At 34.5% G+C, this 21,526-nt stretch carries 32 protein-coding genes; all 32 read right to left on the reverse strand.

Annotated elements, in window-relative coordinates:
* Nucleotides 1-2 precede the first annotated feature (2 nt).
* A complete protein-coding gene (locus ACP3TL_RS05330; RefSeq protein WP_285336716.1) occupies nucleotides 3-6,473 on the reverse strand; it encodes a phage tail tape measure protein in 6,471 nt (2,156 codons plus the stop codon).
* A gap of 22 nt (nucleotides 6,474-6,495) precedes the next feature.
* Nucleotides 6,496-6,660, reverse strand: coding sequence for a hypothetical protein (locus tag ACP3TL_RS05335; protein WP_285325634.1), 165 nt, complete (start codon nucleotides 6,658-6,660; stop codon nucleotides 6,496-6,498).
* Between the two features lie 41 nt (nucleotides 6,661-6,701).
* Nucleotides 6,702-7,052 carry a phage tail assembly chaperone G gene (gene gpG / locus ACP3TL_RS05340; RefSeq protein ID WP_285325633.1) on the reverse strand — a complete coding sequence of 117 codons (351 nt, stop codon included), beginning with the start codon at nucleotides 7,050-7,052 and terminating at the stop codon, nucleotides 6,702-6,704.
* Between the two features lie 67 nt (nucleotides 7,053-7,119).
* The gene (locus tag ACP3TL_RS05345; protein ID WP_069795783.1) at nucleotides 7,120-7,644 is read right to left on the reverse strand and encodes an Ig-like domain-containing protein; all 525 of its coding nucleotides are present in this window, start codon (nucleotides 7,642-7,644) and stop codon (nucleotides 7,120-7,122) included.
* 97 nt (nucleotides 7,645-7,741) lie between these two features.
* Nucleotides 7,742-8,371, reverse strand: coding sequence for a major tail protein (locus ACP3TL_RS05350; RefSeq protein WP_285325632.1), 630 nt, complete (start codon nucleotides 8,369-8,371; stop codon nucleotides 7,742-7,744).
* Between the two features lie 32 nt (nucleotides 8,372-8,403).
* Nucleotides 8,404-8,799 carry a hypothetical protein gene (locus tag ACP3TL_RS05355; protein ID WP_285325631.1) on the reverse strand — a complete coding sequence of 132 codons (396 nt, stop codon included), beginning with the start codon at nucleotides 8,797-8,799 and terminating at the stop codon, nucleotides 8,404-8,406.
* A complete protein-coding gene (locus ACP3TL_RS05360) occupies nucleotides 8,796-9,221 on the reverse strand; it encodes a hypothetical protein (RefSeq protein WP_285325630.1) in 426 nt (141 codons plus the stop codon). Before ACP3TL_RS05360 ends, ACP3TL_RS05355 begins: the two co-directional genes overlap by 4 nt.
* Nucleotides 9,218-9,577 carry a hypothetical protein gene (locus ACP3TL_RS05365; protein ID WP_285325629.1) on the reverse strand — a complete coding sequence of 120 codons (360 nt, stop codon included), beginning with the start codon at nucleotides 9,575-9,577 and terminating at the stop codon, nucleotides 9,218-9,220. Before ACP3TL_RS05365 ends, ACP3TL_RS05360 begins: the two co-directional genes overlap by 4 nt.
* Complete coding sequence (locus ACP3TL_RS05370) at nucleotides 9,567-9,848, reverse strand: phage gp6-like head-tail connector protein (protein ID WP_285325628.1); 282 nt, start codon at nucleotides 9,846-9,848, stop codon at nucleotides 9,567-9,569. Before ACP3TL_RS05370 ends, ACP3TL_RS05365 begins: the two co-directional genes overlap by 11 nt.
* A 96-nt stretch (nucleotides 9,849-9,944) precedes the next feature.
* Nucleotides 9,945-11,132 (reverse strand): phage major capsid protein, encoded by a 1,188-nt coding sequence (locus ACP3TL_RS05375; protein WP_285325627.1) that lies wholly within the window; start codon nucleotides 11,130-11,132, stop codon nucleotides 9,945-9,947.
* A gap of 12 nt (nucleotides 11,133-11,144) precedes the next feature.
* Nucleotides 11,145-11,873, reverse strand: a complete 729-nt coding sequence (locus tag ACP3TL_RS05380) for a head maturation protease, ClpP-related (protein ID WP_285325626.1) — start codon at nucleotides 11,871-11,873, stop codon at nucleotides 11,145-11,147.
* On the reverse strand, nucleotides 11,863-13,020 hold the full coding sequence (locus tag ACP3TL_RS05385; protein ID WP_285336715.1) for a phage portal protein: 1,158 nt from the start codon (nucleotides 13,018-13,020) through the stop codon (nucleotides 11,863-11,865). Before ACP3TL_RS05385 ends, ACP3TL_RS05380 begins: the two co-directional genes overlap by 11 nt.
* A gap of 15 nt (nucleotides 13,021-13,035) precedes the next feature.
* Nucleotides 13,036-14,706, reverse strand: coding sequence for a terminase large subunit domain-containing protein (locus tag ACP3TL_RS05390; protein ID WP_285325624.1), 1,671 nt, complete (start codon nucleotides 14,704-14,706; stop codon nucleotides 13,036-13,038).
* On the reverse strand, nucleotides 14,703-15,065 hold the full coding sequence (locus tag ACP3TL_RS05395) for a hypothetical protein (RefSeq protein WP_285325623.1): 363 nt from the start codon (nucleotides 15,063-15,065) through the stop codon (nucleotides 14,703-14,705). Before ACP3TL_RS05395 ends, ACP3TL_RS05390 begins: the two co-directional genes overlap by 4 nt.
* Nucleotides 15,066-15,218: 153 nt before the next feature.
* Nucleotides 15,219-15,554, reverse strand: a complete 336-nt coding sequence (locus ACP3TL_RS05400) for an HNH endonuclease (RefSeq protein WP_285325622.1) — start codon at nucleotides 15,552-15,554, stop codon at nucleotides 15,219-15,221.
* 152 nt (nucleotides 15,555-15,706) lie between these two features.
* Nucleotides 15,707-16,156: a hypothetical protein gene (locus ACP3TL_RS05405; protein WP_225518489.1), complete on the reverse strand. Its 450-nt coding sequence runs from the start codon at nucleotides 16,154-16,156 to the stop codon at nucleotides 15,707-15,709.
* A gap of 13 nt (nucleotides 16,157-16,169) precedes the next feature.
* Nucleotides 16,170-16,316, reverse strand: coding sequence for a hypothetical protein (locus ACP3TL_RS05410; RefSeq protein WP_225518487.1), 147 nt, complete (start codon nucleotides 16,314-16,316; stop codon nucleotides 16,170-16,172).
* 31 nt (nucleotides 16,317-16,347) lie between these two features.
* Nucleotides 16,348-16,644 (reverse strand): DUF5052 family protein, encoded by a 297-nt coding sequence (locus ACP3TL_RS05415; RefSeq protein WP_225518486.1) that lies wholly within the window; start codon nucleotides 16,642-16,644, stop codon nucleotides 16,348-16,350.
* Between the two features lie 12 nt (nucleotides 16,645-16,656).
* The gene (gene rinB / locus ACP3TL_RS05420) at nucleotides 16,657-16,806 is read right to left on the reverse strand and encodes a transcriptional activator RinB (RefSeq protein ID WP_158256559.1); all 150 of its coding nucleotides are present in this window, start codon (nucleotides 16,804-16,806) and stop codon (nucleotides 16,657-16,659) included.
* Nucleotides 16,807-17,157 carry a hypothetical protein gene (locus ACP3TL_RS05425; RefSeq protein WP_285325620.1) on the reverse strand — a complete coding sequence of 117 codons (351 nt, stop codon included), beginning with the start codon at nucleotides 17,155-17,157 and terminating at the stop codon, nucleotides 16,807-16,809. It lies immediately after the preceding gene.
* 143 nt (nucleotides 17,158-17,300) lie between these two features.
* The gene (locus tag ACP3TL_RS05430; protein ID WP_285325619.1) at nucleotides 17,301-17,453 is read right to left on the reverse strand and encodes a hypothetical protein; all 153 of its coding nucleotides are present in this window, start codon (nucleotides 17,451-17,453) and stop codon (nucleotides 17,301-17,303) included.
* 87 nt (nucleotides 17,454-17,540) lie between these two features.
* Nucleotides 17,541-17,930, reverse strand: coding sequence for a YopX family protein (locus ACP3TL_RS05435; protein WP_285325618.1), 390 nt, complete (start codon nucleotides 17,928-17,930; stop codon nucleotides 17,541-17,543).
* Nucleotides 17,931-18,305 (reverse strand): hypothetical protein, encoded by a 375-nt coding sequence (locus ACP3TL_RS05440; RefSeq protein ID WP_285325617.1) that lies wholly within the window; start codon nucleotides 18,303-18,305, stop codon nucleotides 17,931-17,933.
* On the reverse strand, nucleotides 18,295-18,498 hold the full coding sequence (locus tag ACP3TL_RS05445) for a hypothetical protein (RefSeq protein ID WP_285325616.1): 204 nt from the start codon (nucleotides 18,496-18,498) through the stop codon (nucleotides 18,295-18,297). Before ACP3TL_RS05445 ends, ACP3TL_RS05440 begins: the two co-directional genes overlap by 11 nt.
* The gene (locus tag ACP3TL_RS05450; RefSeq protein ID WP_285325615.1) at nucleotides 18,495-18,800 is read right to left on the reverse strand and encodes a DUF1140 family protein; all 306 of its coding nucleotides are present in this window, start codon (nucleotides 18,798-18,800) and stop codon (nucleotides 18,495-18,497) included. Before ACP3TL_RS05450 ends, ACP3TL_RS05445 begins: the two co-directional genes overlap by 4 nt.
* Nucleotides 18,801-19,370 carry a DUF3310 domain-containing protein gene (locus ACP3TL_RS05455; RefSeq protein ID WP_285325614.1) on the reverse strand — a complete coding sequence of 190 codons (570 nt, stop codon included), beginning with the start codon at nucleotides 19,368-19,370 and terminating at the stop codon, nucleotides 18,801-18,803.
* Complete coding sequence (locus tag ACP3TL_RS05460; RefSeq protein ID WP_285325613.1) at nucleotides 19,371-19,751, reverse strand: hypothetical protein; 381 nt, start codon at nucleotides 19,749-19,751, stop codon at nucleotides 19,371-19,373.
* Between the two features lie 11 nt (nucleotides 19,752-19,762).
* Nucleotides 19,763-19,966, reverse strand: a complete 204-nt coding sequence (locus tag ACP3TL_RS05465) for a protein kinase family protein (RefSeq protein WP_285336714.1) — start codon at nucleotides 19,964-19,966, stop codon at nucleotides 19,763-19,765.
* On the reverse strand, nucleotides 19,963-20,367 hold the full coding sequence (locus ACP3TL_RS05470) for a DUF1064 domain-containing protein (protein ID WP_285325611.1): 405 nt from the start codon (nucleotides 20,365-20,367) through the stop codon (nucleotides 19,963-19,965). Before ACP3TL_RS05470 ends, ACP3TL_RS05465 begins: the two co-directional genes overlap by 4 nt.
* A gap of 4 nt (nucleotides 20,368-20,371) precedes the next feature.
* On the reverse strand, nucleotides 20,372-20,590 hold the full coding sequence (locus ACP3TL_RS05475; RefSeq protein WP_103170003.1) for a hypothetical protein: 219 nt from the start codon (nucleotides 20,588-20,590) through the stop codon (nucleotides 20,372-20,374).
* Complete coding sequence (locus tag ACP3TL_RS05480; RefSeq protein ID WP_165349546.1) at nucleotides 20,591-20,752, reverse strand: hypothetical protein; 162 nt, start codon at nucleotides 20,750-20,752, stop codon at nucleotides 20,591-20,593.
* A complete protein-coding gene (locus ACP3TL_RS05485) occupies nucleotides 20,746-21,519 on the reverse strand; it encodes an ATP-binding protein (RefSeq protein ID WP_285325610.1) in 774 nt (257 codons plus the stop codon). The genes ACP3TL_RS05480 and ACP3TL_RS05485 overlap by 7 nt, the downstream gene beginning before the upstream one ends.
* Nucleotides 21,520-21,526 lie beyond the last annotated feature (7 nt).

The following is a 21,526-nucleotide window of genomic DNA, read 5'->3' on the forward strand; positions in this document are numbered from 1 at the left end:
CATTAACCTCCTTGATTAAAGCTAGCCATTCTCATATCTTCTCCTAAAATTTGAGAAATGATATTCGCTGCATCTTTAGGTGAACCTTGTTTTTGATTGCTTAACAGTTTGATAATTGTCTGTGTAAGTTTATTGTTTTGATCATTCACTCTTACAAGCTGACTTAGCATTTTCTCAATTGTTGAATTATCGTTATTAACTGTGACATTCGCAGAGCCATTATCCATACCAATTGCTGTCATAGCTTTTTCCATTAAGCCAACTGCACGGTTACGTTTAGATTTATGAAGTGGAATGATAGCTTCAGCTCTGTTTCTTTCACTAATTTCAGCAAGTTTATGTGTAGTAGAAATCCCACCATTTTCATATTTTCTTGGTCCATTTGGTGACCAACCGCCATTGGGATTAAATTGACTTCTCCAATATTTGTTATTAAAGAAAGCCAGTAATTGGTCATAACCCGATTTAATATTTCCATGACCTTTCATAGCGTATGATTTAAATGTGTTAGGTACATACTGTAGTAAACCTTGTGCAGGATTGCCGTTCCTTGAGTTAACATCATCTACACCATTTTGTACTGCTCCTGCATTACCGCTAGACTCAGCATTAATAAGTGAGATGATATTTTTTAAATCATTTCCTTTAAGGGATACGTTCATACGATTAGCAGCTTTCTTAATCTCTGGTGCCCATTTACTAGCTGCTTTCTTCTTACCTCCACCACCTAAGCCTTTCAACCACTCTAATACGTTAGCTTGTGGTTTACCGTTCTTATTAAGTTGGAAGTGAAGATGTCCACTACCAGCTGTGAAGTTACCAGTGTTACCTGATTTAGCGATTAAATCGCCTACACCTACTTTATCGCCTTTTTTCTTGAGTTGTTCGTTCAAGTGCATATACCAGTTAGTTAAGCCATTGCCTAAATCAATTTCCATTGATTTACCGCCACCAAAGTCATTCCAAACTTTAGAAACTTTACCACCTGCTACGGCTTTAACAGGAGTCCCAGGGAGCATACCAAAATCGACACCGAAATGTTGTCCACCATTAAATCCTAATCCACCTGTATAAGCTCCGAATTTCTGCCATATATCATGTTTAAATAACCATCCAGCATCTCCGTCTCCGCCTTCAGCTTCTTCAAACCAAGACTTAACTTTGTCTACTAAGGATTTTTTAAGACTACTAAATGCTAGTCCAGCCATTTCCATAGTTTTGTTTTCTTTCCCAAAACTTATATGACCAATCATCTTTTCTACTAATTTACCTGGATTTTTTACATAGTCCCAAACATCGCCAATTTTATCCCCTAACCAACTAGTGGTATCTTTACCTTTATCTACTAATACCTCTCCACCAGCTTTTACAGCTTTGCCAGCATCTTTGACTCCCTCTTTTGTGCTGTGGTAACCGTCTCCAAGTTTTTTGCCTGTCTCTTTGACTATTCCACTACCTGCTTCTTTAAGATAATCGAATTGATTTTTCTTCTTCTTCTTAGATCCTTTACTAAATCTCGGAATCAAACCCATATCTTGATAGCGTTTTGTGTCATTTGCGTTATGAACTATATCACCAGATTCTAAGGGCATGACTACATTTCGCCCTTTAGGTGCGTATAAAGAACCATTTTTGCGTTCGATTATTTCTTGAACGCCACCTCCTGGTGCATTGCCAGAGCCCTTATCATTCACAAGAGCCATGGTACGTTGTCTTAAACCACCATTTGAATCTGTAGCAACAGAAGAACCATCGTAAGTTCCTGTTGATAAATGTGGGATTTTTTCTATTAGATTCTTATCTGTAATAGCTTTAGATATCTTATTAACCCCGCCAATCATACCATTTAATCCATCTACAGCTTTGTTGGCAACGGTTTTACCTAATTCACTAGCAGCGCTACCCATATCTTTACCAATATCTTTAATCCATTGTAGTGTATCGCCTAGCCATTTTTTGAAACCTTTATAAACAGACTTCGCTTTTTTCCAGCCTTCACCAGCAATATTACCGAAACTTGTTTTAGCTTTGCCCCACATGTTACTTACATTAGTTTTAACAGAACTATAAGCTTGACCGAAATATTTGCTTGTGCCTTTCCACGTAGATTTAGATTTATCCCAAGCTGTACTAGCGGTATCGGTAAATTTACCTTTTGCTTGATTATAAACACCTGTGACCTTGGTTTTAGCTTTCTCATAAGTTTCACCAAACCATTTTTTCGTGCCATCATATGCTGATTTGGATTTATCCCATACTTTACCTGCAGCGTCTGTAAATTTATCTCGCGTTTTAGTATAAACGCCTGTCACTTTATCTTTCGCTGTATTGTAAGTATCACCAAACCATTTAGATGTATTTTTCCAAATACCTTTTGTTTTACCTGTCGCAATATCTTTAGCTTCTTCGAGTTTATCACGGGTTGATGTCTTCACGTTTTCCCAGGTATCAGACACGCCTTTAGTCACTTTGCCCCAAATATTACCGGCTGTATCCCAAGCTGAATTCCAACCATTTTTGAATGATTGTTGGATATTTCGGCCTTTTTCACTAAACCAACCCTTGGTATTTTCCCAAGTTTCACCTAGTTTATTAGTAATCGATGACCAGAGATTGCCTCCAGTTTCAAGCGCATTATTCCAACCTGATTTAATGTTAGACCAAATATGACCGCCTTTTTGAGAGAACCATTCTTTGCTACTTTTCCACTTTTCAGACAACCAACCTGTTAAAGAATTCCATAAATCTCCGCCATTTTCTATGGCAATGTTCCAGCCATCTTGAAGTGCATCCCAGAATTCCTGACCTTGTTCAGAAAACCAACCTGTGAGTGAGTCAAAGCCACCTTTGATATCTTCGCCAGCTTCAGAAATATTTTCTTGCCAAGAAGAAACGGCATCGCCAATATCTTCAACTTTGCCCCAACCTTTTTTGAAAGCTCCAATAATTTCATCGGTTTGATCGCCTATCCAAGTGCCAATTCCAGAAGCTTGTGAACCTACATCTTGCCAAAAACTATTCCAATCATCTTTTATAAAATTTTTCGTTTTTTTATACCATTTTTCAGAATTAGAATAAACATGACCACTAGATAAATCTATGTCATCCGCTATATCTTTATTGTTCTTTTTAACTGATTTACGTATTTCACCAGTTTTCCCCTCGATAGTGTCAATAGCTTCATCATAGTTACCTTTGGCTTCTTTGACTCTTTTATCATGTTCTTTTTGATCAATTACTTCATAATCAAGTAAATCATCAGCTTGACCAATATCATCATCACGTTGTTTTTTTGCTTCTTTTTTAACTTTTTTCTCTGCCTTGACTGCATCTTTAATTGCGTCACTTGCTTCTTGGGTATCAATAGCACCTGTGTTTGCGTTCATTCTTGATAAAATCACTTGTTGTTCTTTTTGGCCTTTAACTAAAGCTTTAGTCGTAATATTAGTACGTTCTTCTAGTTTAGCTTTTAAATCTTTTTCTTCTTGCGCTGTGAGTTTACCGTCGTTAAACTGTTTGAGCTCTAATTCTTCGATTTCTTGGTTAAGCTGTTCAAGTCGTCTAACTTTTTCATCAGATGCTTCTTGATTCTTTTGAATCATATCTTGCTTTTCTTGAGCCGTAAATGCTTCACTATTTTCAAGCATATCTTTCAATTCATCAGTCATTTTTTGGTTATGCTTTTTCGTTTGTTTTAAGGCTTCTTCTCCGCCTTTACGTACGGATGTTTCAAGTTGTTCACGCATATCATCTGTGATTTTACCGTGATTTAATTTAATATCTGATAAAATACGTGTCGTTTCTTCTGAATACTTCACATATTTATCTAACGCTTTTTCAGTTTCTTTAGAAACACCTTTGCCTAAAACTTTAGTTGTATCGGTTGCTTTATCTGAAGCTGTACCAACTTTATCCATGAATTTTTTAAAGCCATCGCCAGCTTGTTTTAATAAATCGTCATCGTCTAAGTCTTTATAGCCTTGTTTCATTTCATCGAAGAAAGTTTCTTTGATTTTACTACCTGTTTTCGAGAACCAACCACCAAGGTTTTTGAGTTGCTCAATAGCACCGCCACCAAATGTTTTAACAACATCAAGCAAACCATCAATGCCCTTTTTAAACCAATCCACATTATTATAAGCTTTTGTGAATGCACCACCTAACAACGTAACACCTGTGATAGCCAAACCAATGGGACCACTTAAGAATTTAACACCATTACCTAAAAGTTTAGCACCTTTGCCTAACAAATTGACTTTACCAGTAGCTTTACCTGCTGTTTTACCAAAGCGACCAAATAACCCTGCTGAACCCTTAGCACTCTTACCTGATGTGGCAATGGCACCTGCATTCGCTTTAGTTGCGCCTGCATTAATTGCTGCTTCTGCAGAATTTTCAGCCATACGTCTGTTAAGTTGAGCATAACCTCCAGCTGCTGCTTGAACTGCTCTTAATAATAGCCCAACACCTAACGTTACGGGACCAATCGCGGCAGCTACACCTGCAATAGCGACACTAGCTACTTTTGCGCCTTTAGGTAAATCGTTTAAGAAATCAACCGTTGATTTCAAACCACCGACCATACCCGATAAAGCAGGTTGGATAGTTTCAAAAACTGATAAACCAAGTTCTTCTGCGGCTGATTTTAATTCTCTTAAACTACCACCTAAGCCTTTTTCCATTGTGTCGCCCATTTTCTTAGCAGAACCTTCACTGTTATCAATAGAATTAGCTAGTTTGTCATAGTCTTCTTGAGAAGTATTAATAACAGCTAATGCACCGCTCATTGCTTCTTTACCGAATATTGTACTTGCAGTTGCAGCTTGTTGGTCCTTAGATAAACCACTAAATTTATCACGTAATTGATCTAAAACATCACGCATTGGTAGCATCTCGCCGTTACTATCTGTAATAGATAAACCAAGTTCATCCATCTTCGTTTTCATAGCTGCAGTTGGTTTTGAAAGGTTCGTAAACATCGTACGTAATGCTGTACCAGCTTTTTCGCCTTTAATACCTGCATTACTCATTAATCCAATTGCTGTTGAAGTATCTTCGATACTATAACCTAACGCACCAGCAACAGGCGCTGCATATTTAAAGCCTTCACCCATCATTTGTACATTAGTATTCGCATTCGCACTAGCTGACGCTAAAACATCTGCAAAATGACCACTATCTTTAGCTTCTAGCCCAAATGCCGTTAAACCATCGGTAACAATATCAGAAACAGTGCCTAATTCTTCACCTGATGCAGCAGCTAAATCCATAATACCTGGCAAGCCACCCATCATATCTTGTGATTTCCAACCAGCCATAGCCATGTAGTTCATAGCTTCTGCACTATCTGTCGCACTGAATTTAGTTGTTGCGCCCATTTCACGTGCTTTAGCTTTCAACGCGTCTAAATCTTTACCCGTAGCGCCTGAGACAGCTTGTACTTTACGCATACCGTCATCAAATTCAACACCTAATTTACCAGCATAACCCATAGCGCCAGCAATCGGGGTTGTTACATACATAGACATATTACGTCCCACTGAACGCATGTTTTGGGACATCTTGCCATACTTCTCTGACATTTTGTCTAAATGGTCAGCTTGTTTTGTGAATGAGCTATTAGCGACCATCTGTTGTTTATTCATTTGCTTTAGCTCTTGTTCAGTTTTATTAATACTTTTTTGTAACCCATTCATTGAAGCTTTTTCATTATTCACAGCTTTTTCAGCTTTGGCTAAGTCTTTCGGATAGTCTTTAATCGTTTTAGAAAGTTTATCATATTCTTTTTCAGCTGTTTTTACTGCGTCATTAGACTGTTTATAAGAAGCTTTAACCTTTTTATTCTCTTCTGTAATGCCTTTATGAGACTGTGTTAACTTCTTAACATTAGCCGTTTCTTCTTTATGACTTGCAATGAGTTTTTGATGGACTTCACGTTGTTGTTTAGTCGCATTTGAAGCTTGCTTAATTTGTTCCGTAGAAGCTTTACCTGATTCTTTTAAGCGTCTTTCTGCAGAACGTAAGTCATCTAATTTGGTTTTAGCTTTAGCCTTTTCAGCACTTAATAACGATTGTTTCTTTTTAGCGTTGTCTAATTCATTATTAGATTTTTTCATTTCTTGATTAGATTTGCGCATCGCATTATCTTGTTTCTTGTGTGCTTCGGCAAGCTCTCTAACTTTTTGTTCTTGTTGTTTAATACTGTTCGATGCTTTTTCATAAGCGCTTTTAACGTTATTTAAATCCGTTTTGGCTTGATCGTACATTTTCTTTTGGACTTTCATTTTATTATTAAGCCCATCAAGACGTGTTTGGTACTTTTGTACAGACTTCTCAGCTTTACCGAAACTAGACATATTCGCTTTAACTTCTGAACCTAATACACCCATCTGGCGTTTAAGACCTTTCATGCCTTGTTCTATGCCTGTGTTATCCATGGTATTCTTTATCGCGTAACCTTGAATATTATCCAAATATGTATACCTCCCTTCTTACCTATCCATTCAATAGTTTAATTATGCCTTTACCTTTGATAACTTCTTTTTCTTTTTTAGACTTAGTTTGTTGTTCATCTTGTTTGTCATCTGCTTTTAAAATTGCCAACAATTTAAGATATGGTTGTTCTCTAACCTCTGTTAAAGTCCACCCAAATTCCTTCATACAAAAATGTTGTAGATTTCTAATGTTCGATAAAATTTCTTTTATTGAGCTTGTTCTTCTGTCTTTCCCTCTTCGCTTGTTTCATCTTCTGAATCTGTTTCATCTTCACCGCTGATTTCTCGAAATATTTCACCTAATACATAAGAATATGTTTTTGTACCCATGTTGTTTAAAACGTCTTCTTCTGTTAAACCTTGTTTTTCAAACAAACTAACTAAATAATCACGTTCCATTTTTCTAACTTTTTTCATATCTGCTTTTTCTTTATTTACTTCTTTTTCACGATTTTCCATCCATTCATAAAAACGTTCTGCTTCTCCCATTTTGATTTCTTCTTTTAAGTAACTTTCTACTTTACCTGTTTCTTCGTTTTTAATTTCAAATTTGATCATGTGATTATCTCCTTTAATTGAATTATTTTTGTATACAAAAATAGGCGACTTCGGTCGCCTTGTTTATTTATTCTGCTGATACATCTGCATCATTTTCATTTGCATCTACTTCTACATTATCTGGTTCATCTGGTGTGTTCTCTGTTACTGTAACTGTTGTTGTTGCTGTTTTATTACCATCAATCGTAGTTGCTACAATATCGGCTGTTCCTGGCGCAACACCTGTTACTTCTCCAGTTTCTCTATCTACTTTAGCGATTGTGTCATCAGATGAAGTGAATGCGACTGATTTATCTGTTGCTGTAGTTGGTGCTACAGAGGCTTGTAGTGTCACTGTACCGTCTACATCTAATTCTAATTCTGTTTGGTCTAAGGTAACGCCTGTTACCTTAATTGGATTGGTTTTGAAGGCTGGCACGTTAGTTTTCGGCGATTCGCCATGCTCATTTTTAAAAGTAGCTTGAAACGTACCTGCTTCATATTCCGTATTTGCTTCTAAACCTTCTACTGTCACTATCGCATTGCCATCTTCATTACGTTCAGCGCTTGCGATAACTTCATCACCTTTATAAATATTTAAAATGTCTGCCATTTTATTACCTCCATTTCTGTTTTCATTAAAAAACCCCTATTCTGCAGAAATAACAGCCGACTTACTTTTAGCTGTTACTCCTACATTTTGGGGTGCCTTAGGGTGTTTCTACTGCTTCGTTATCGTTTGAATTGTCATTGTCTGGCATTTCGCCTTCTCCAACATTTTCGTAACCAGGGAATACACTTTGGAACAATTCTTCTGACCCTTCTTTACCAACATGATAACCATAAGTACGTGATTCACCATTAATAGTACGTGCAATCCAATCACCTGTCAGTTGTTGTGGTTCTGGTTCTTCTGCTTCTTTTGGCGTTGTCTTCCATTCGATAGATTCAAGACTCATTGTCCCTTTAGTTAATGCAAGATATACAGGTTCGCCTGATAATAAATCTTCTGATTCACCAATTAACGCAACATAAGGCGCACGTGTTTTTTCGCCAACCCATGAAGTACCGTTATCGGCCACATCACGACCTAAAACAGCATCTAAATCTTTGTCTGGCACATTAAACACATCAAGTTCTGATTGAACTTCACCTGTTCCTTGCTTTTTAGACCATACGGTCTTATTTGACGCACGCATTTCAACTTTTTCAGGGGCTAATCCTGAAATATTAAGGTTGACCGTACCCCCTTTTGCGTCTTTCCATGTCATTAACTGTTTAATTTTTTCATCTTCATCAAAAATACCTACATGTACTTTTTCAAATCCTACTACTGCCATAATTTTTCCTCCTTGAATTAAAAAGAACGCATCTATTCGACACGTTCACCTTTGTAATATTGATTTTTAGGTATACCACGATATCTACGTGACATCACATACCTTTGCGTTGCTTTAAAATAGTCATCTAATTGTGATGATGCTTGACTTAAATTTACATTTGATAGTAAATAACGAATACGTTTAGTTATATTTATGGTTTGTTGATGGTTATAAGCTTCAACATCAACTTGAAAAAAATATGTTTCCGAAAGGTATTTATCAGAAACATATGTGCTTGGGCGATCTAATATTGGTGTTAAAACGACAAATGCTTCACTCGTATCATCAACTTCTGTTACTTCGTAATAATAAATACGATTATTGACTTCTGATGCAAGGATAGGGTCGTTAATAATGATATTCGTAATATATTTGAGTATATTCATTTTTTGTTCGACTCTCTTCGTATAATGCCACGATACTTGGTTTGTGATGCATCTAACGTTTTGGCAATGACACCGTACCCTTGTGGTGTATACTTTTTACCGTTTCGTGTATAGCCATGTTCATTAAGATGAATGATATTTTTTCTTTCCTTAGGACCTTCCCAATGAATCATAATCCGTCGTTGACCACCGACCGTTTCAGGATTCCCTCGCTTCATTTCTTGAATGGTAGCACCTGTATCTCTAAATTCTTCGAATTGATATTTCAACTCTTGTTTTAAAAAATCAGATGCTTCAATTAAAGCTTTATCATTCTTTGCCTGCATCGCTTTTTGACCAAATTTCGCTTCCATCTTTTTCATTATCTCTTTTTCGCCCTCGATTTTCACATCGTATATACCTTTCTTTTTATATTTACTCATTTTTCGCCTAACACCACCGTAATAAAACCTCTTTCGGGTTTATCAAATCGCACATCGTATATATTGAATAAATTCTTTTCCAACCTAAAATCTTCAACTTCAACGCTATGTTTATTATTAGGTGTATATGATTGTAGAGGGTCTCTTATTGCTATTGTTAGACCATATTGTGTTTCATTTACATTTAGAACTTCTTTGTCTTTCATTGAAGGACTATAAGTTTCTGCCATGCATGAATGTAATTCACTTTTCTCTAAATCGTCTGGATAAGGTCCCTTTTTAACAAGTTCATAAAACGTTACTGGTGTCCTTAAATCTCCATTACCTAATTCAGGAGGTTTGAAATTATTCTTCATAATCTTCATCCTCCATATTTTCTAATGCAAAAGAAGTTATTTGAGATATAAAGTTTTCATGGAAGAATTCTAATAAATCATTATATGCGTATCTAGTACGTTCATAAACAAGTTCAGCACCTCTTAATGATTCATTCATAACGAAACTTTGGCATCGATAGCTAATATCTTCATATGATTGTTTTAGTAATGATTCGATATGCTCATTCTCTGCTGCATGAAATATTTTCAAGCGTTTTTTCATTTCTTCCACATGTTCATTCGCAATCAATTAACCACCTCTTTCACTTTTCTATTAACCAACCCCTATTCAGCATAAATAGTGGCAGATTTACTATTTACTGCCACTTCTACCTTTTGGGGACGGTTAGGGCGTTTCATTTTCTGAATCTTTACTTGGCTTACCATCTAATTTCAAGTCATATAATAAAGCCACCTTATTATCATCTGGTAAACCATGAGCATTTTGTTTAGCAATAAAAACATCAGCATCTTCTAAAGCTAACGTCTGATCATATGACTTAATATTTACTTGTCCAGTTTGAACAGCATAGTAACGATTACCTACTACAAATAACGCTTTATCTTCTTGAATGAATTCAGAAGTCGTAACATCAACATTAAACGGTAACGATGTAACCCATGCTCCATTCACTGTTTGCATTGTGTTTTGAGCTTTAACATAAAACTGGTCTGCAGGATTTACTACTAAAGCTACACCAGAAGATACATCGACTTTCGAACCGTTTTCTTTAGTAGAAAGTGTTGTTAACGCTCCAGCAAGCTCATTAGCTGTCGTTTTAGCATCTTCAAAAGTTAAAGTTCCAGTTGTTTCTTTGTCTTTCGCTCCTGTAATCTTTCCTTCATCATCAATAATAAGGTCTTTCGTTAATCCATATGGTTCGTTAGACGCAGCGCCTTTGCCTAAAACAATACCTTCTTCTAATTTCAATGCCATTGCTTCAGATAATTGTGTACGAACATAACGTTCAACCCATTGCGGACCAAAGTCCAACATATCTTTAGGTACAATGGCAAACGCAGTTAATTTGTTTTGAGAAAAATTTAACTCTTTGAAATTAGCTTGAATTTTACCAAATATTTCTCCCCAAATTGCTGCACCGCTAGGGTCTCCTACAATCATACGTGTTTTAATACCAGCTAAACGGAAATTGATTTTTGATAATAACGGACGAGCTTTTTGCATATCTTCAAAAACACGCACAACGGTAGTCTCTGGTAAAATAACACCTTCTTTGTAAGTATCTAAATCTGCATCATCTTCAACTAAATTAGTGAAGAATCTATTTTCTTCAGCAGTTAAAACATTATTCCCACGGTTCATTCTAATTTGGTTATCACTAGTAGTGTTATTCACTTCATCACGCGCTTGTTTTAATACTTCATCACGTAATCCGTCTGAAAATGCTGCCATATAATTGTTATATTTTTGTTCGACTACCTCTTGTTCTGCTTCATTGCGCACTGCTTCAAAATATTCTTCGCGCAAGTTTTTCACGTTTTTATCAACGTCATCTTTAAATTTAATTGTCATAATTATTCACTCCTATAAGTATTTTCGTTTCTTTTTGTTTTCTGTAGGTAACTTCTCTTTTAAAGAGGCAAATTCATTAGTCAAATTAACAATTGCATCTCTCATCTCATTGTTAATTTGTTGATTTGAAATGTTTTGCTTGTTATCACTATTTCCTTTAGGTATATCAGATACATCTTTAGTACGGTTGGCAAATCCTTTTTCAACTGCTTTTTGTGCCGTGAACCAAGTTTCTTCTTCCATAAGATTTACAATTTCATCACGCGATAAATTTGTTTTTTCTGCATAAATATCAACGATAGATTCATCAATAGTTTCTAATGCATTCACTGTTTTTTTCACTTCTGATTTATTACCTATTGCTATAGTTGAAGCTTCATGAACCATAATTGAAGCGCCTTTACCCATAACAGTTTCATCGGCAGCCATTGCTATAATAGATGCTGCGCTTGCTGCTAAAGCAGTGATTTCAACAGTTATGTTAGATGGGTGGTTTTTCAAGTAGTTATAAATCTCTATGCCTTCAAATGCATCTCCACCTGGAGAATTAAGTCGTATTGTAATATCTTTGTCTACATCATCTAAAACTTCAGCGATATCAGCACTATTAATTGTTTCATCAGCAAATATTGATGGTTTGGCAATAGGACCTGAAAGAGTGAGTATGACCCCGCTATCTTTTGCTTCGTTTTTAAATTGATATTTAGCGCTCGCTTTCATCAATTCCTCCTTACTCGTCATTTTCCTCACCCCCTTTCAATGTATTTTCTCCTTCTTTCTTATAATTTTTAGTCAAAATAAAACGGTCTCCACCTTCTACAGGTTCGAGACCGAGCATTTCACGCACTTCATTTTGTTTTGCTGCACTTGAAGATATTAATTTATCGACTTTTTCTGCATTCTTGATTGGATCAACTTTGTTTATACCAGCAACTTCTATACGTTTTCCATTTAAAAATTCATTTTCGCTAAATAACTTACTATTTAATTCATCTTCTATTTTTGAAATAAGTGGGTTAATACAAAAATCAATGTAAGCTTCCATAGCATTTGCTAAATCAGAAACATCACCATGTATTAAATTAGGTGGAATACCAATAATTTTAGCTACATCATCAATAAATAGTTTTTTTACTTTTTGAATATTCTCTGCTCCATTATCAGTTCCTTTTGAACCATCACTTTTAGTTAAGTCTTCATATTGAAATCCTGATACTTCTGGAACAATAGCCACATTATTATTTTTAAATTTATCGTATATTTTATTAGCAAACTTTTGCAATCTACTCATTTGCTTTTCTGATATTTCACCGCCGCCATTCTCTACTCTTAATAGCCCTCGTATTTGATTTTTTCTTAATTGTGTATCCATCATACGACCAAATAATTCACCATAATCAGAAAACAGACTATTAACAAATTTTTGTAATTTATCGTTGTTATAATTCATATATATAACTTCACTCATTTTAAAAGACCTTTTAAATTGATAATCTTTTATAACGACATCTTTAAACAAATCTTCGTACAAAGTATATTCTTCTCTATAGAAATCATCTGCTACAACTAAATCATCAGAATCAGTTTTAATAATTAAAACTTCGTTGTCATATACTAATTTATATATAACCTTATGCCAAAAATCAGTTGCACTAGAATCTGTATTAGGTTTAACGTTCAATTTATAATAAATTTTATTCTTTAATAGTTTGTTTTTATCTTTAACCCAAAATTCAGATTGACTAAATGTCCTTGCGATAAAGTTTATACATGTTTCTAAAGCAATTCTCTTTAAATACCCTCTGCTTGCAGGATCGTCAGCTAAATCTAAATCTAAAGCATCTCTAAGTTCTATATTTCTTTTGAATGCATCTGCAAATATACCCAATTAACCACCTCCTAACTAGAAATCAAGTTTATCTAATAAATCAAATGCTTTATCTAAATCAACTTCTTGTAATTCATCTAATTTATACAAAGCATGCAGAAAAGCGTGAAATCCATCAGTCTTACGACGGTGTTCATCTTTTTTAACAAATTCTTTATTCCCATCTTTTTTAACTTCAACAGCAACATTATTTGTATACCAACGCATTAATGGATTATCTCCAAATATTACTCGATGATTTGCAAATAGCGTTTCTATTCTCGGCGCTAAAAGACTGTGTACACCTCTAGGGTTTCTTAATACTTCTATATCAAATCCAGCGCCTTCAAAATAAGGTCTCAATAAATCCATTCTAAAGTTATCTGCTACAACCATTTGAATAGCATATTTTTCTCTCATTTTTTTAAACCAGTCAATAATATGAATCGGGTTAATAGAAGGTTCATCTACAATTGTTAATAATCCTTGTCTTTCCCATTCTTTTATTGGCGGTTGAAGATTAGCTTGGTCTAAATATTGTTTTCTAGCAAAAGAATGACTAATCCAAATAACATCATCACCTTGTTTGAACAATAAACCAACAGCTGCAAAGTCTTTTATACTACCAAAGTCTAAACCAGCTATAGCTGTTTTATTTTTTAATAAAGGAATTTCTTGATTAGTAGCGTATATGTCTTCATAACTTGCAACAACTTTTGCTAAATCAACTTCTGGATAATTCATTCGTTTAGTCATAAAGTTTTCACGACCACTTGGACTATGTTCTAAATCATGATATTGATTAAGAACTTTACGATATAATCGTTTGCCATAATCGCTTATCGGTTCTTCAAACATAGGGTTTGCTTTACTCCAGGATTCTGGTGTAGACATTTCTTCTTCATCATCTATGCGACAAATGAATGGAAAAAGTCTGTCATTAGGTGATTGACCTTTTAGAATATCCATTGAACGATCTTTTAATTTATCTAAAAATCCTTCTCTAACAAAGCCATCAGTTCCAATAAAAAATTCCCTAGGGTGCTTAACTTTTCCAAGTCCACTAGAAAATACATCTACAATATCGTTATTTTCATATCTATGAACTTCATCATAAATTATAAATCCTTCACGTCCACCATCTTTACTTCCTGCGTTACTTGTAGCATATTCAAACTTACTATCTGTCACTTCTGATGTAATACGTTGTTTTGTTAAATCAAAGAAACCTTCACCTTCAACATCGTTTATTTTTCCACTATAAAGATTATGCTTAGTTATTTGTCTATGCATTTCTTCAAAAGATGTTTTAGCTTGTTTTTCAGTGTTGGCAACAACTGTACCATCGTAGTTAGCTATACCATGCAATTCACTTATAAAATAGTTAGATAGTCCACTTATCAGACCATTTTTACCAGCACCACGAGCAACTAGCCAGAAAAATTGTTCGAAATAAAGTTCATCTTCTTCATCAAATAAAAATACAAATGCAATAAGAAATTTTTGAAAAGGTTGTAACTTAAAATAAAATTTCTCAATAAATTTAATACAACGTTCTATTTGATCTTCATCAAAGTATAAATCTTCTCGATAAAGTATATTTAACTCTAAGTGTTCGACTAACCATTGTCGCTCTTTATTAAATGTTATTTCACCGTTTTTATATTTATCTATATAACGTGTCACATATTTATTTACTGAGGTCATAATAAGCTTTTCCTTTCTTCTTTAATTTCTTCTTTTACATCTTCTGGTAATAATTTAGTTAGTTGCATAACTACTTTTTGATAAGAACTATCTCTTTGATTAAAATGTTTAGCTACTGGTCTCTCTCGTTCATATGGAGGCGTGTTTTCTGATTGAGTAAATAATTCATAATCACCATTAGTTTGTATGTCTAGCCAAGCATCATCTAACAATACTCTTAGCCTAGCAGCTTGAATAATAAGCCCCTGTGCTACTTTCATTCTATCTTGGGGTATATCTTTAAATATCTTGTTTAATCGCTCTGTTTCAGCCTTAACACGTTCTTCTTGGTGTTCTATATGCTTTTCGTCATTCTCCAAATTAATCACCTCTTTCTCTTTCGCATAGGGGTGGGGGGTTATGTGTGAAATAAACACTTCAAATGTGGAATATAGACTACCTATCACCGGTTCCCTTAATCTTTTCTAAACGAAAAATTTTTGGGCGGGGGTATGTATGAAAATTATTTTTGTTTACCAAAATTCGTCATCCCATTTTTTCTTTTTTGGTTGAAACCAATTTTTAAAATTCCTTCCATGGATTTCGTTATGACATTCAACACAAAGCGTTTCTAAATTGTCATCTTCAAGTGCTAATTCAGGATGATGTTCTAATTCTTTCTTATGATGAACAACAAGTTTTATTTTCTTTCTGTCATTCTTGTTCTTTTCATAGTAATCTATATTAACTTTCCCTTGTGCTTTGCACATTTGACATTCATAATTGTCTCTTCGTTTTATCTCTTCTCTTTTATTTCTCCATGACTTATTGTTATAAAATATTCTTCTTTCTTCTTTGGTTAATGCCATAGATGAATCACCTTACACAAAAAGAAACACACCCGCGGAATGGATGTGTCTCGATATAATATAGTATTGTTTATTTATAATTGTTAGTACCATTTGTATTCTAGCATTATCGCTATAAATATATTATATAAAATACTAATGATGATTACTAATTAGTGTTGATTGTGTTTATCTTGTTGATTGTGTTGATTGTGCTTATTGTGTTTATCTTGCTCATTAAGATACACATTCACGATATCTGTCATACGACTTTCAAAGTTTGTTCTACCTATATTCATTATCTTCTTAATTTCTGTAGGCCTCTTTCCTTTCTTAATTTCATAAAGTATATTTAGATTCTTATCATTGTCTATATGATATTCGTACTTATCAATAAAGCTTACTACTTCAATATGCTTATACAATATTCTATAGATTACATCATTACGTGTCACGATATCTAATACTTTATCGCTCGTTCCACCTTGCGCTTTAGGCATAGTAGACTCAACCCCATACTGAGCAGTAGAGTTACTATCTAACTCATAACCTTCTTCAAGTAATACATTCTTTCTCCAATGATATTCATATATCATTTCCTCTATTTGATCTGCATTATACATGACTTACCTCCAGTTACTGTTCTTTCAACATTTGTTCTATCTGAGTTTTTAATATAAAGTTATCTAGTTCTAACTCTTTATTACGACTTTGCATACCTATGTATGACAACAGCAAGAAGATAACAATTACTATTAATACAATACATGTGATAACTAACATGTTTCACACACCATCAAGTTAACGTCACCCATCACTTACTCACCTCATATTTCTCTGCACCTTTTTCTTCTATCACAACATCGCTATTCATCACTTGCACACGCTTGCCATCTACATTAATAACTAATGCGCCACCGTCATTATATTTAGTTCTTACATTGTCTCCCTTATACTGTTTAACTACTTCTCCAGTTTTACTATATACAGTTACTGTTCTATCCAATCCTTTTGTGTCACTCTCATGATCTTTCTTTGCATCATCCAGCCATGTGCAACCACCTAAGAATACTGTTAATAATAATGATGCTGCTAATATTATTTTTTTCATCTTCTACTCTCCTTAATATCTTTTCCATCCATCTATTTCATAATCCATTGGTGTGTTATTTACTATGTCATTTGCTTGCTTTCTTATAATGATTTCATATGCTACTTCTTTACTTAGTTCATATAGTGCTATGATTAATAATGTTTTAAATATACATTTCATTCACTCACTGTCCTTTCTATATTTGTTACCTTTCGATAACGCTTTACTAATAAGACCGTTATTAAAACTAGATGGCACTACACTTAACAACCCTTTAGGTTTATTTGCAATCTCTCTAGCCTCTTCCTTACTCTCTGCACTCACAATATCGTAACGCTCATTCTCACGTTCCAACCTACTAACCTTTGCTTTATACCAAGATAAATCGTCTATAAGGCTGTTTCGTTCTTCCAGCATCTTGTTATATTGTTCTGATAGCTTCTCGTTTTCTTCGGTTAATTCTTTGATGTTTTGACGCATCTCATCTATCATTTCTGTTTGTTCTTTACAAATCTCTTTTAAGGTACTCACTCGCCATCACTCCTTTATATGATTTCAAATCCTTTCAATTCTTTTACCAATTCATCTTTATTTTGAATATCAAAACTCTTTTGAACGCCTCTGGTTTTTATCGTTACTTTATTTGATTTGTTAATCCACACTTTGAAGATGGGTCAATTTTTTACATTGCATGAATTACCTTCTAAAACTGTGCCATATTGATAGGTTTCTGTTTCAAAAGGATTAACTTCACCGCGCTTTTTAATTTCCACATCAACATACAACCCGATATTATTTAACATGGTTTTTAATTTTTTAACCGTCACCCTCACCACTCCTTTACATAGTTGCCCACATTATCAATAGCATCATTGCCAGTATGATTACGACTGCTAGCCAAACTGTGAATTGTTTCATTCGTTATCACCTTCTAGTAAATGAGGTTGTTCAAATTGATTACCAATAATTTCAAAAAGTCCGTTTAAATCTTCATGCCATGACAAATATTGTTTAACACCTTCTGAATAAAATTTTGCACCGCCGTATTTAACTACACCAATGTGTCTACCATGTTCACCATATTTTGTTTTAACAACATCACCTTCAAATATGTCCTCACCGTTCTTATCTTTAAGTCCGGTGGATTGCATGAGTACGAAATTATCTATATCCATACAAGATGAACTGAATGTTGTATGGTCAATTACATCTACACCGTTATCAGAGAAACATACAACTAAATCTTTATCTGTATAGTGCATAGCTTTACGATCTGTTTCATACACTCTAAACTTCGGTACCATCTACTCCACCAACCCTTTCTCATGTGTCCAAATTAATTTAAATTCGCCATCAATGTATGCGTGAAATTCTTTGCTGTGTTCATTTTTCCATGTGCTAATACTTGCGTGTTCCCAAACAGCAAATAAGTCGTCTGTGGTTACCTCGACCATACTTTTAAACTCTGTATCTTCATCAATTTCTTCTTCGGTTGTAACTGTGAAAGTTTCGTCAAGTGGCATAGTATTACCGCTATTAAAATATATGAATCCATGTATATCAAAACCGACATTGTAATAATTTTGTTTACCAATAAAAATCTTATTTTTTATATCGTTTTCCTTCGCCCACTCAATCAATTGCGGTAATGTTTTCTGTACTTTACGTTTAATCTTCATTCCTAATCCCCTCCATTATCTTCCTATTCGCTTTTATATCCTCACGTGGTACTACTACGATTACACTTCTATCATTCGAAGATATTACGAATCCTTTAACACCTTTATCACGTAGTAACTTTGCAATTTCATGTGTCTGTAGCCCACATGTATTTAATTTATATTTAACTTTTATAGTATCTGATAGGATCATGATAATTTATATTTCTCCATTACAATGTCGTACTTCTCAATAAACTTATATCTGTCTTGATGTAACTTCTCGCTCCATTGTGTGTATTCGTCCATTGCTTTAAGTTGTTCAATTAATCCTTTTATTTCTCTTTGTGTCTGTTCAGTGCCAGCCACTGCTTTCCAATATCTACTTGTACCAACTTCTGCGTTATAACTTGTGTTGCTATACTTTAAGAATTGTTTATATGTTCTATCAGCTCTTTGAAATAACGATTTAACAATTAAGTCTGAATTTTTTAGTAGTATTTCATTAGGTGTCATTTACTTCACATCCCACTTATCATATGCACGTTCGATATACCATTTAGCTTTTGCCACATCTTCTTTACCATTCTTGTGTGGTGAACGTGCTAGATACTTAATTGCATTACCAATGTGATAAGCTACATTAGAATTGTAATGTTGTGTTACCTGCTCTATGAAATTTATGACTTCAATATCACCATAGTTATAATGTGATGGGTGGTTGACTGTGTCGTTACGCTTACGTTGTTGTACGTCGTTGGATTGGCGCAAGTGTGCAAACTCTGAATTACTCAAATCAATAGTTGCTTTCACTTCACCACTTGATACTATTTCTTCTGTTTCTTTATTCTGTATACTCACACTCTCTGTCTTATCCTCAATACTCTTAGTCCACAAATCAAAGTAGTTATCGTCTGTAATATCGTATAAGTTACCTAACGAATTTATAGTAGCTGCATTCTCTCCATCATCATTGAACACAATTTCTTCCACACGTCCTACAACAGTCATGCCATTATTGTTCTCACTCTTACCAATGTCATACACAATTACATATTGCTCTAAATCTAAATCTCTAATCTTCATCTACTTCACCACTTTCGGAAATACATCATTCTCTGCTAAATGTTCAAACCACTTACTACTACGCTTAGCGTCCTCTATCATCTGCAGGCGTTCCTGTTCCTTACGCTGCTTATGTTCTTCCAACTCAACCTTACGTTCAGCACGCTCTTTGTCCTCTGCATTGAGTCTGTCCACACCTTGACGTTGGTCATACTTTCTAATGTAGTTTTTTAAGTGTCGTCTACCTTTTTTAGCATGATGTTTAATTCTCGTGTAATGGATACCAAGTTGCTTAGCTTCCTTATAATCTTCCACATCCACAAACACTTCTTCGTTATCATCTATCATCACGAAACATAAGTTACCTTTATCATCTTTAGCTCTACTTAAATTGACGTTCATTCTTATTCTTCCTAGAATCCTCTATCTATAATTGTCGGTTCTTCAAATCTAATCACTTTTGCGTCAGTATATTCATCTTCTTTAATTGGCATTTCATTGTAGATCCGTTCCTCTATCTCACAATCCTCATCATTAACATTTGCCGGAAAAGTATAAGACTTCTCGTATGTCACGTTGTATCTAATCCTGATTGTTTCTTCATTCATCGGAATCACTCCATTGCTTTCTTACGTTCTCGTCTAGCCTTTATCAAATCTTCATATGTTATCCAATCCTTGCCAGTGTACTTAGGCGCTTTACATATCCACGTTAACGTCACATCTTGATACAAGTATCTGAATAACTTAGCTTTCAACTTAGCTGTATCTGTAGCCATTCCTTTAACGTCTATGACTTCAACCAACTTATCCTCATTCCATAGTGCAAAGTCTGCAATGTATTCAGCTTTTCGTTGCTTACCAAAATTAGGGACCAACTCATATCTTGGCTGCACTTCAATATAATCAAAGCCATCAATAAACTTTCGGCCTTCTAAGTATTTGTAATACTCACATTCAACTTTGCTATCGAACACAATCCCTTTACACTCAACTTTCTTAGCATTGTATTTACTCATTCCGTCACTCCTGTATGAAATCAAATATGCTTGTTTGATCTACTCTAGTTAAATTGAAATGCTTCTTTATTTTTTCTAATCTGTTATCTGTAACGATGAATTCATCTAATCCATATCGTTTATACAATCCAAATAACCTATTCGTTTTATTGTTAAGTGGTATAACAGAACCAACCACTTTACCCGTACTATCTTTCAAATCATATTCAGTGCTTAACCCCAATTACCTCACCTCTTGAATAGCAGGTCGTATTTGACGTTCAGCAAGCTTGAAGTAGTATAAGCTCTCTAACTTATTTTCGTCTCCATTTGCCCACTCAATCATTTTCTGAATGTACACATCAGAACATTCAAGGTTTTGTTTTATTTCATCAATTGTTACCATGCGTCTCTCTCCCTGTAATCATCACCAAGAACTCTCACTTGTCTTGAATTATGTTTCATTCTTGAATTGATGCGTTGCCAATTCATATTTTGATTTAATTCTTTATCGCTGAAGTTAGTAGTAAATATATTATTTTTACCTACTCTGTTATCTACAATGCTGAATAGTTTATTTAATGTATGTTCAGTGTTTTCTACACCTATATCGTCTAATACAAGTAAATCTATATTACTTAGTAACTTAACGAGTCCATCTGTCGTTTCTACTGAATTTTTGTTGTAAGTAGCTTTGATACGGTCCATTAACATTGGTATGTGCATAAATGCTACAGAATAACCTTGTGCTTTAATTGCTTTTGCTATGGCATAAGCTAAATGGGATTTTCCAGTACCATATGAGCCTTGTAGTATTAAACTCTTAGATTCATCTATAGAAAATGTTTTAACGTACTCTATAGCTGTCTGCTTAGCGTCTTCTTGTGTTTGATTTTGTGGTTGATAATTATTTACTGTTACATCTTTAAGTGAGTGATTTACATTAGATTGACTAAATATACGATTAACTGCTTTTTGTTTACGTTTTCTTTCTGCTTCTTTGCCCGCTGCAATCATGCTACACTCACAACCATCACGATATTCATAACCACTACTAAATGTGTGTAGATCATATCGGTTACCGCACTTTTCACAATAAAGTCCTTTCTCTACGTCATTAGCTTCATATTGTTTAAGCGTTTCTGTTATTCTAAGGCTTAACATACGTTTCATTTAATCA

Origin of the sequence: Staphylococcus caseorum, from assembly GCF_049943195.1 — a bacterium.
In the GTDB taxonomy this organism is placed as follows: domain Bacteria; phylum Bacillota; class Bacilli; order Staphylococcales; family Staphylococcaceae; genus Staphylococcus; species Staphylococcus equorum_A.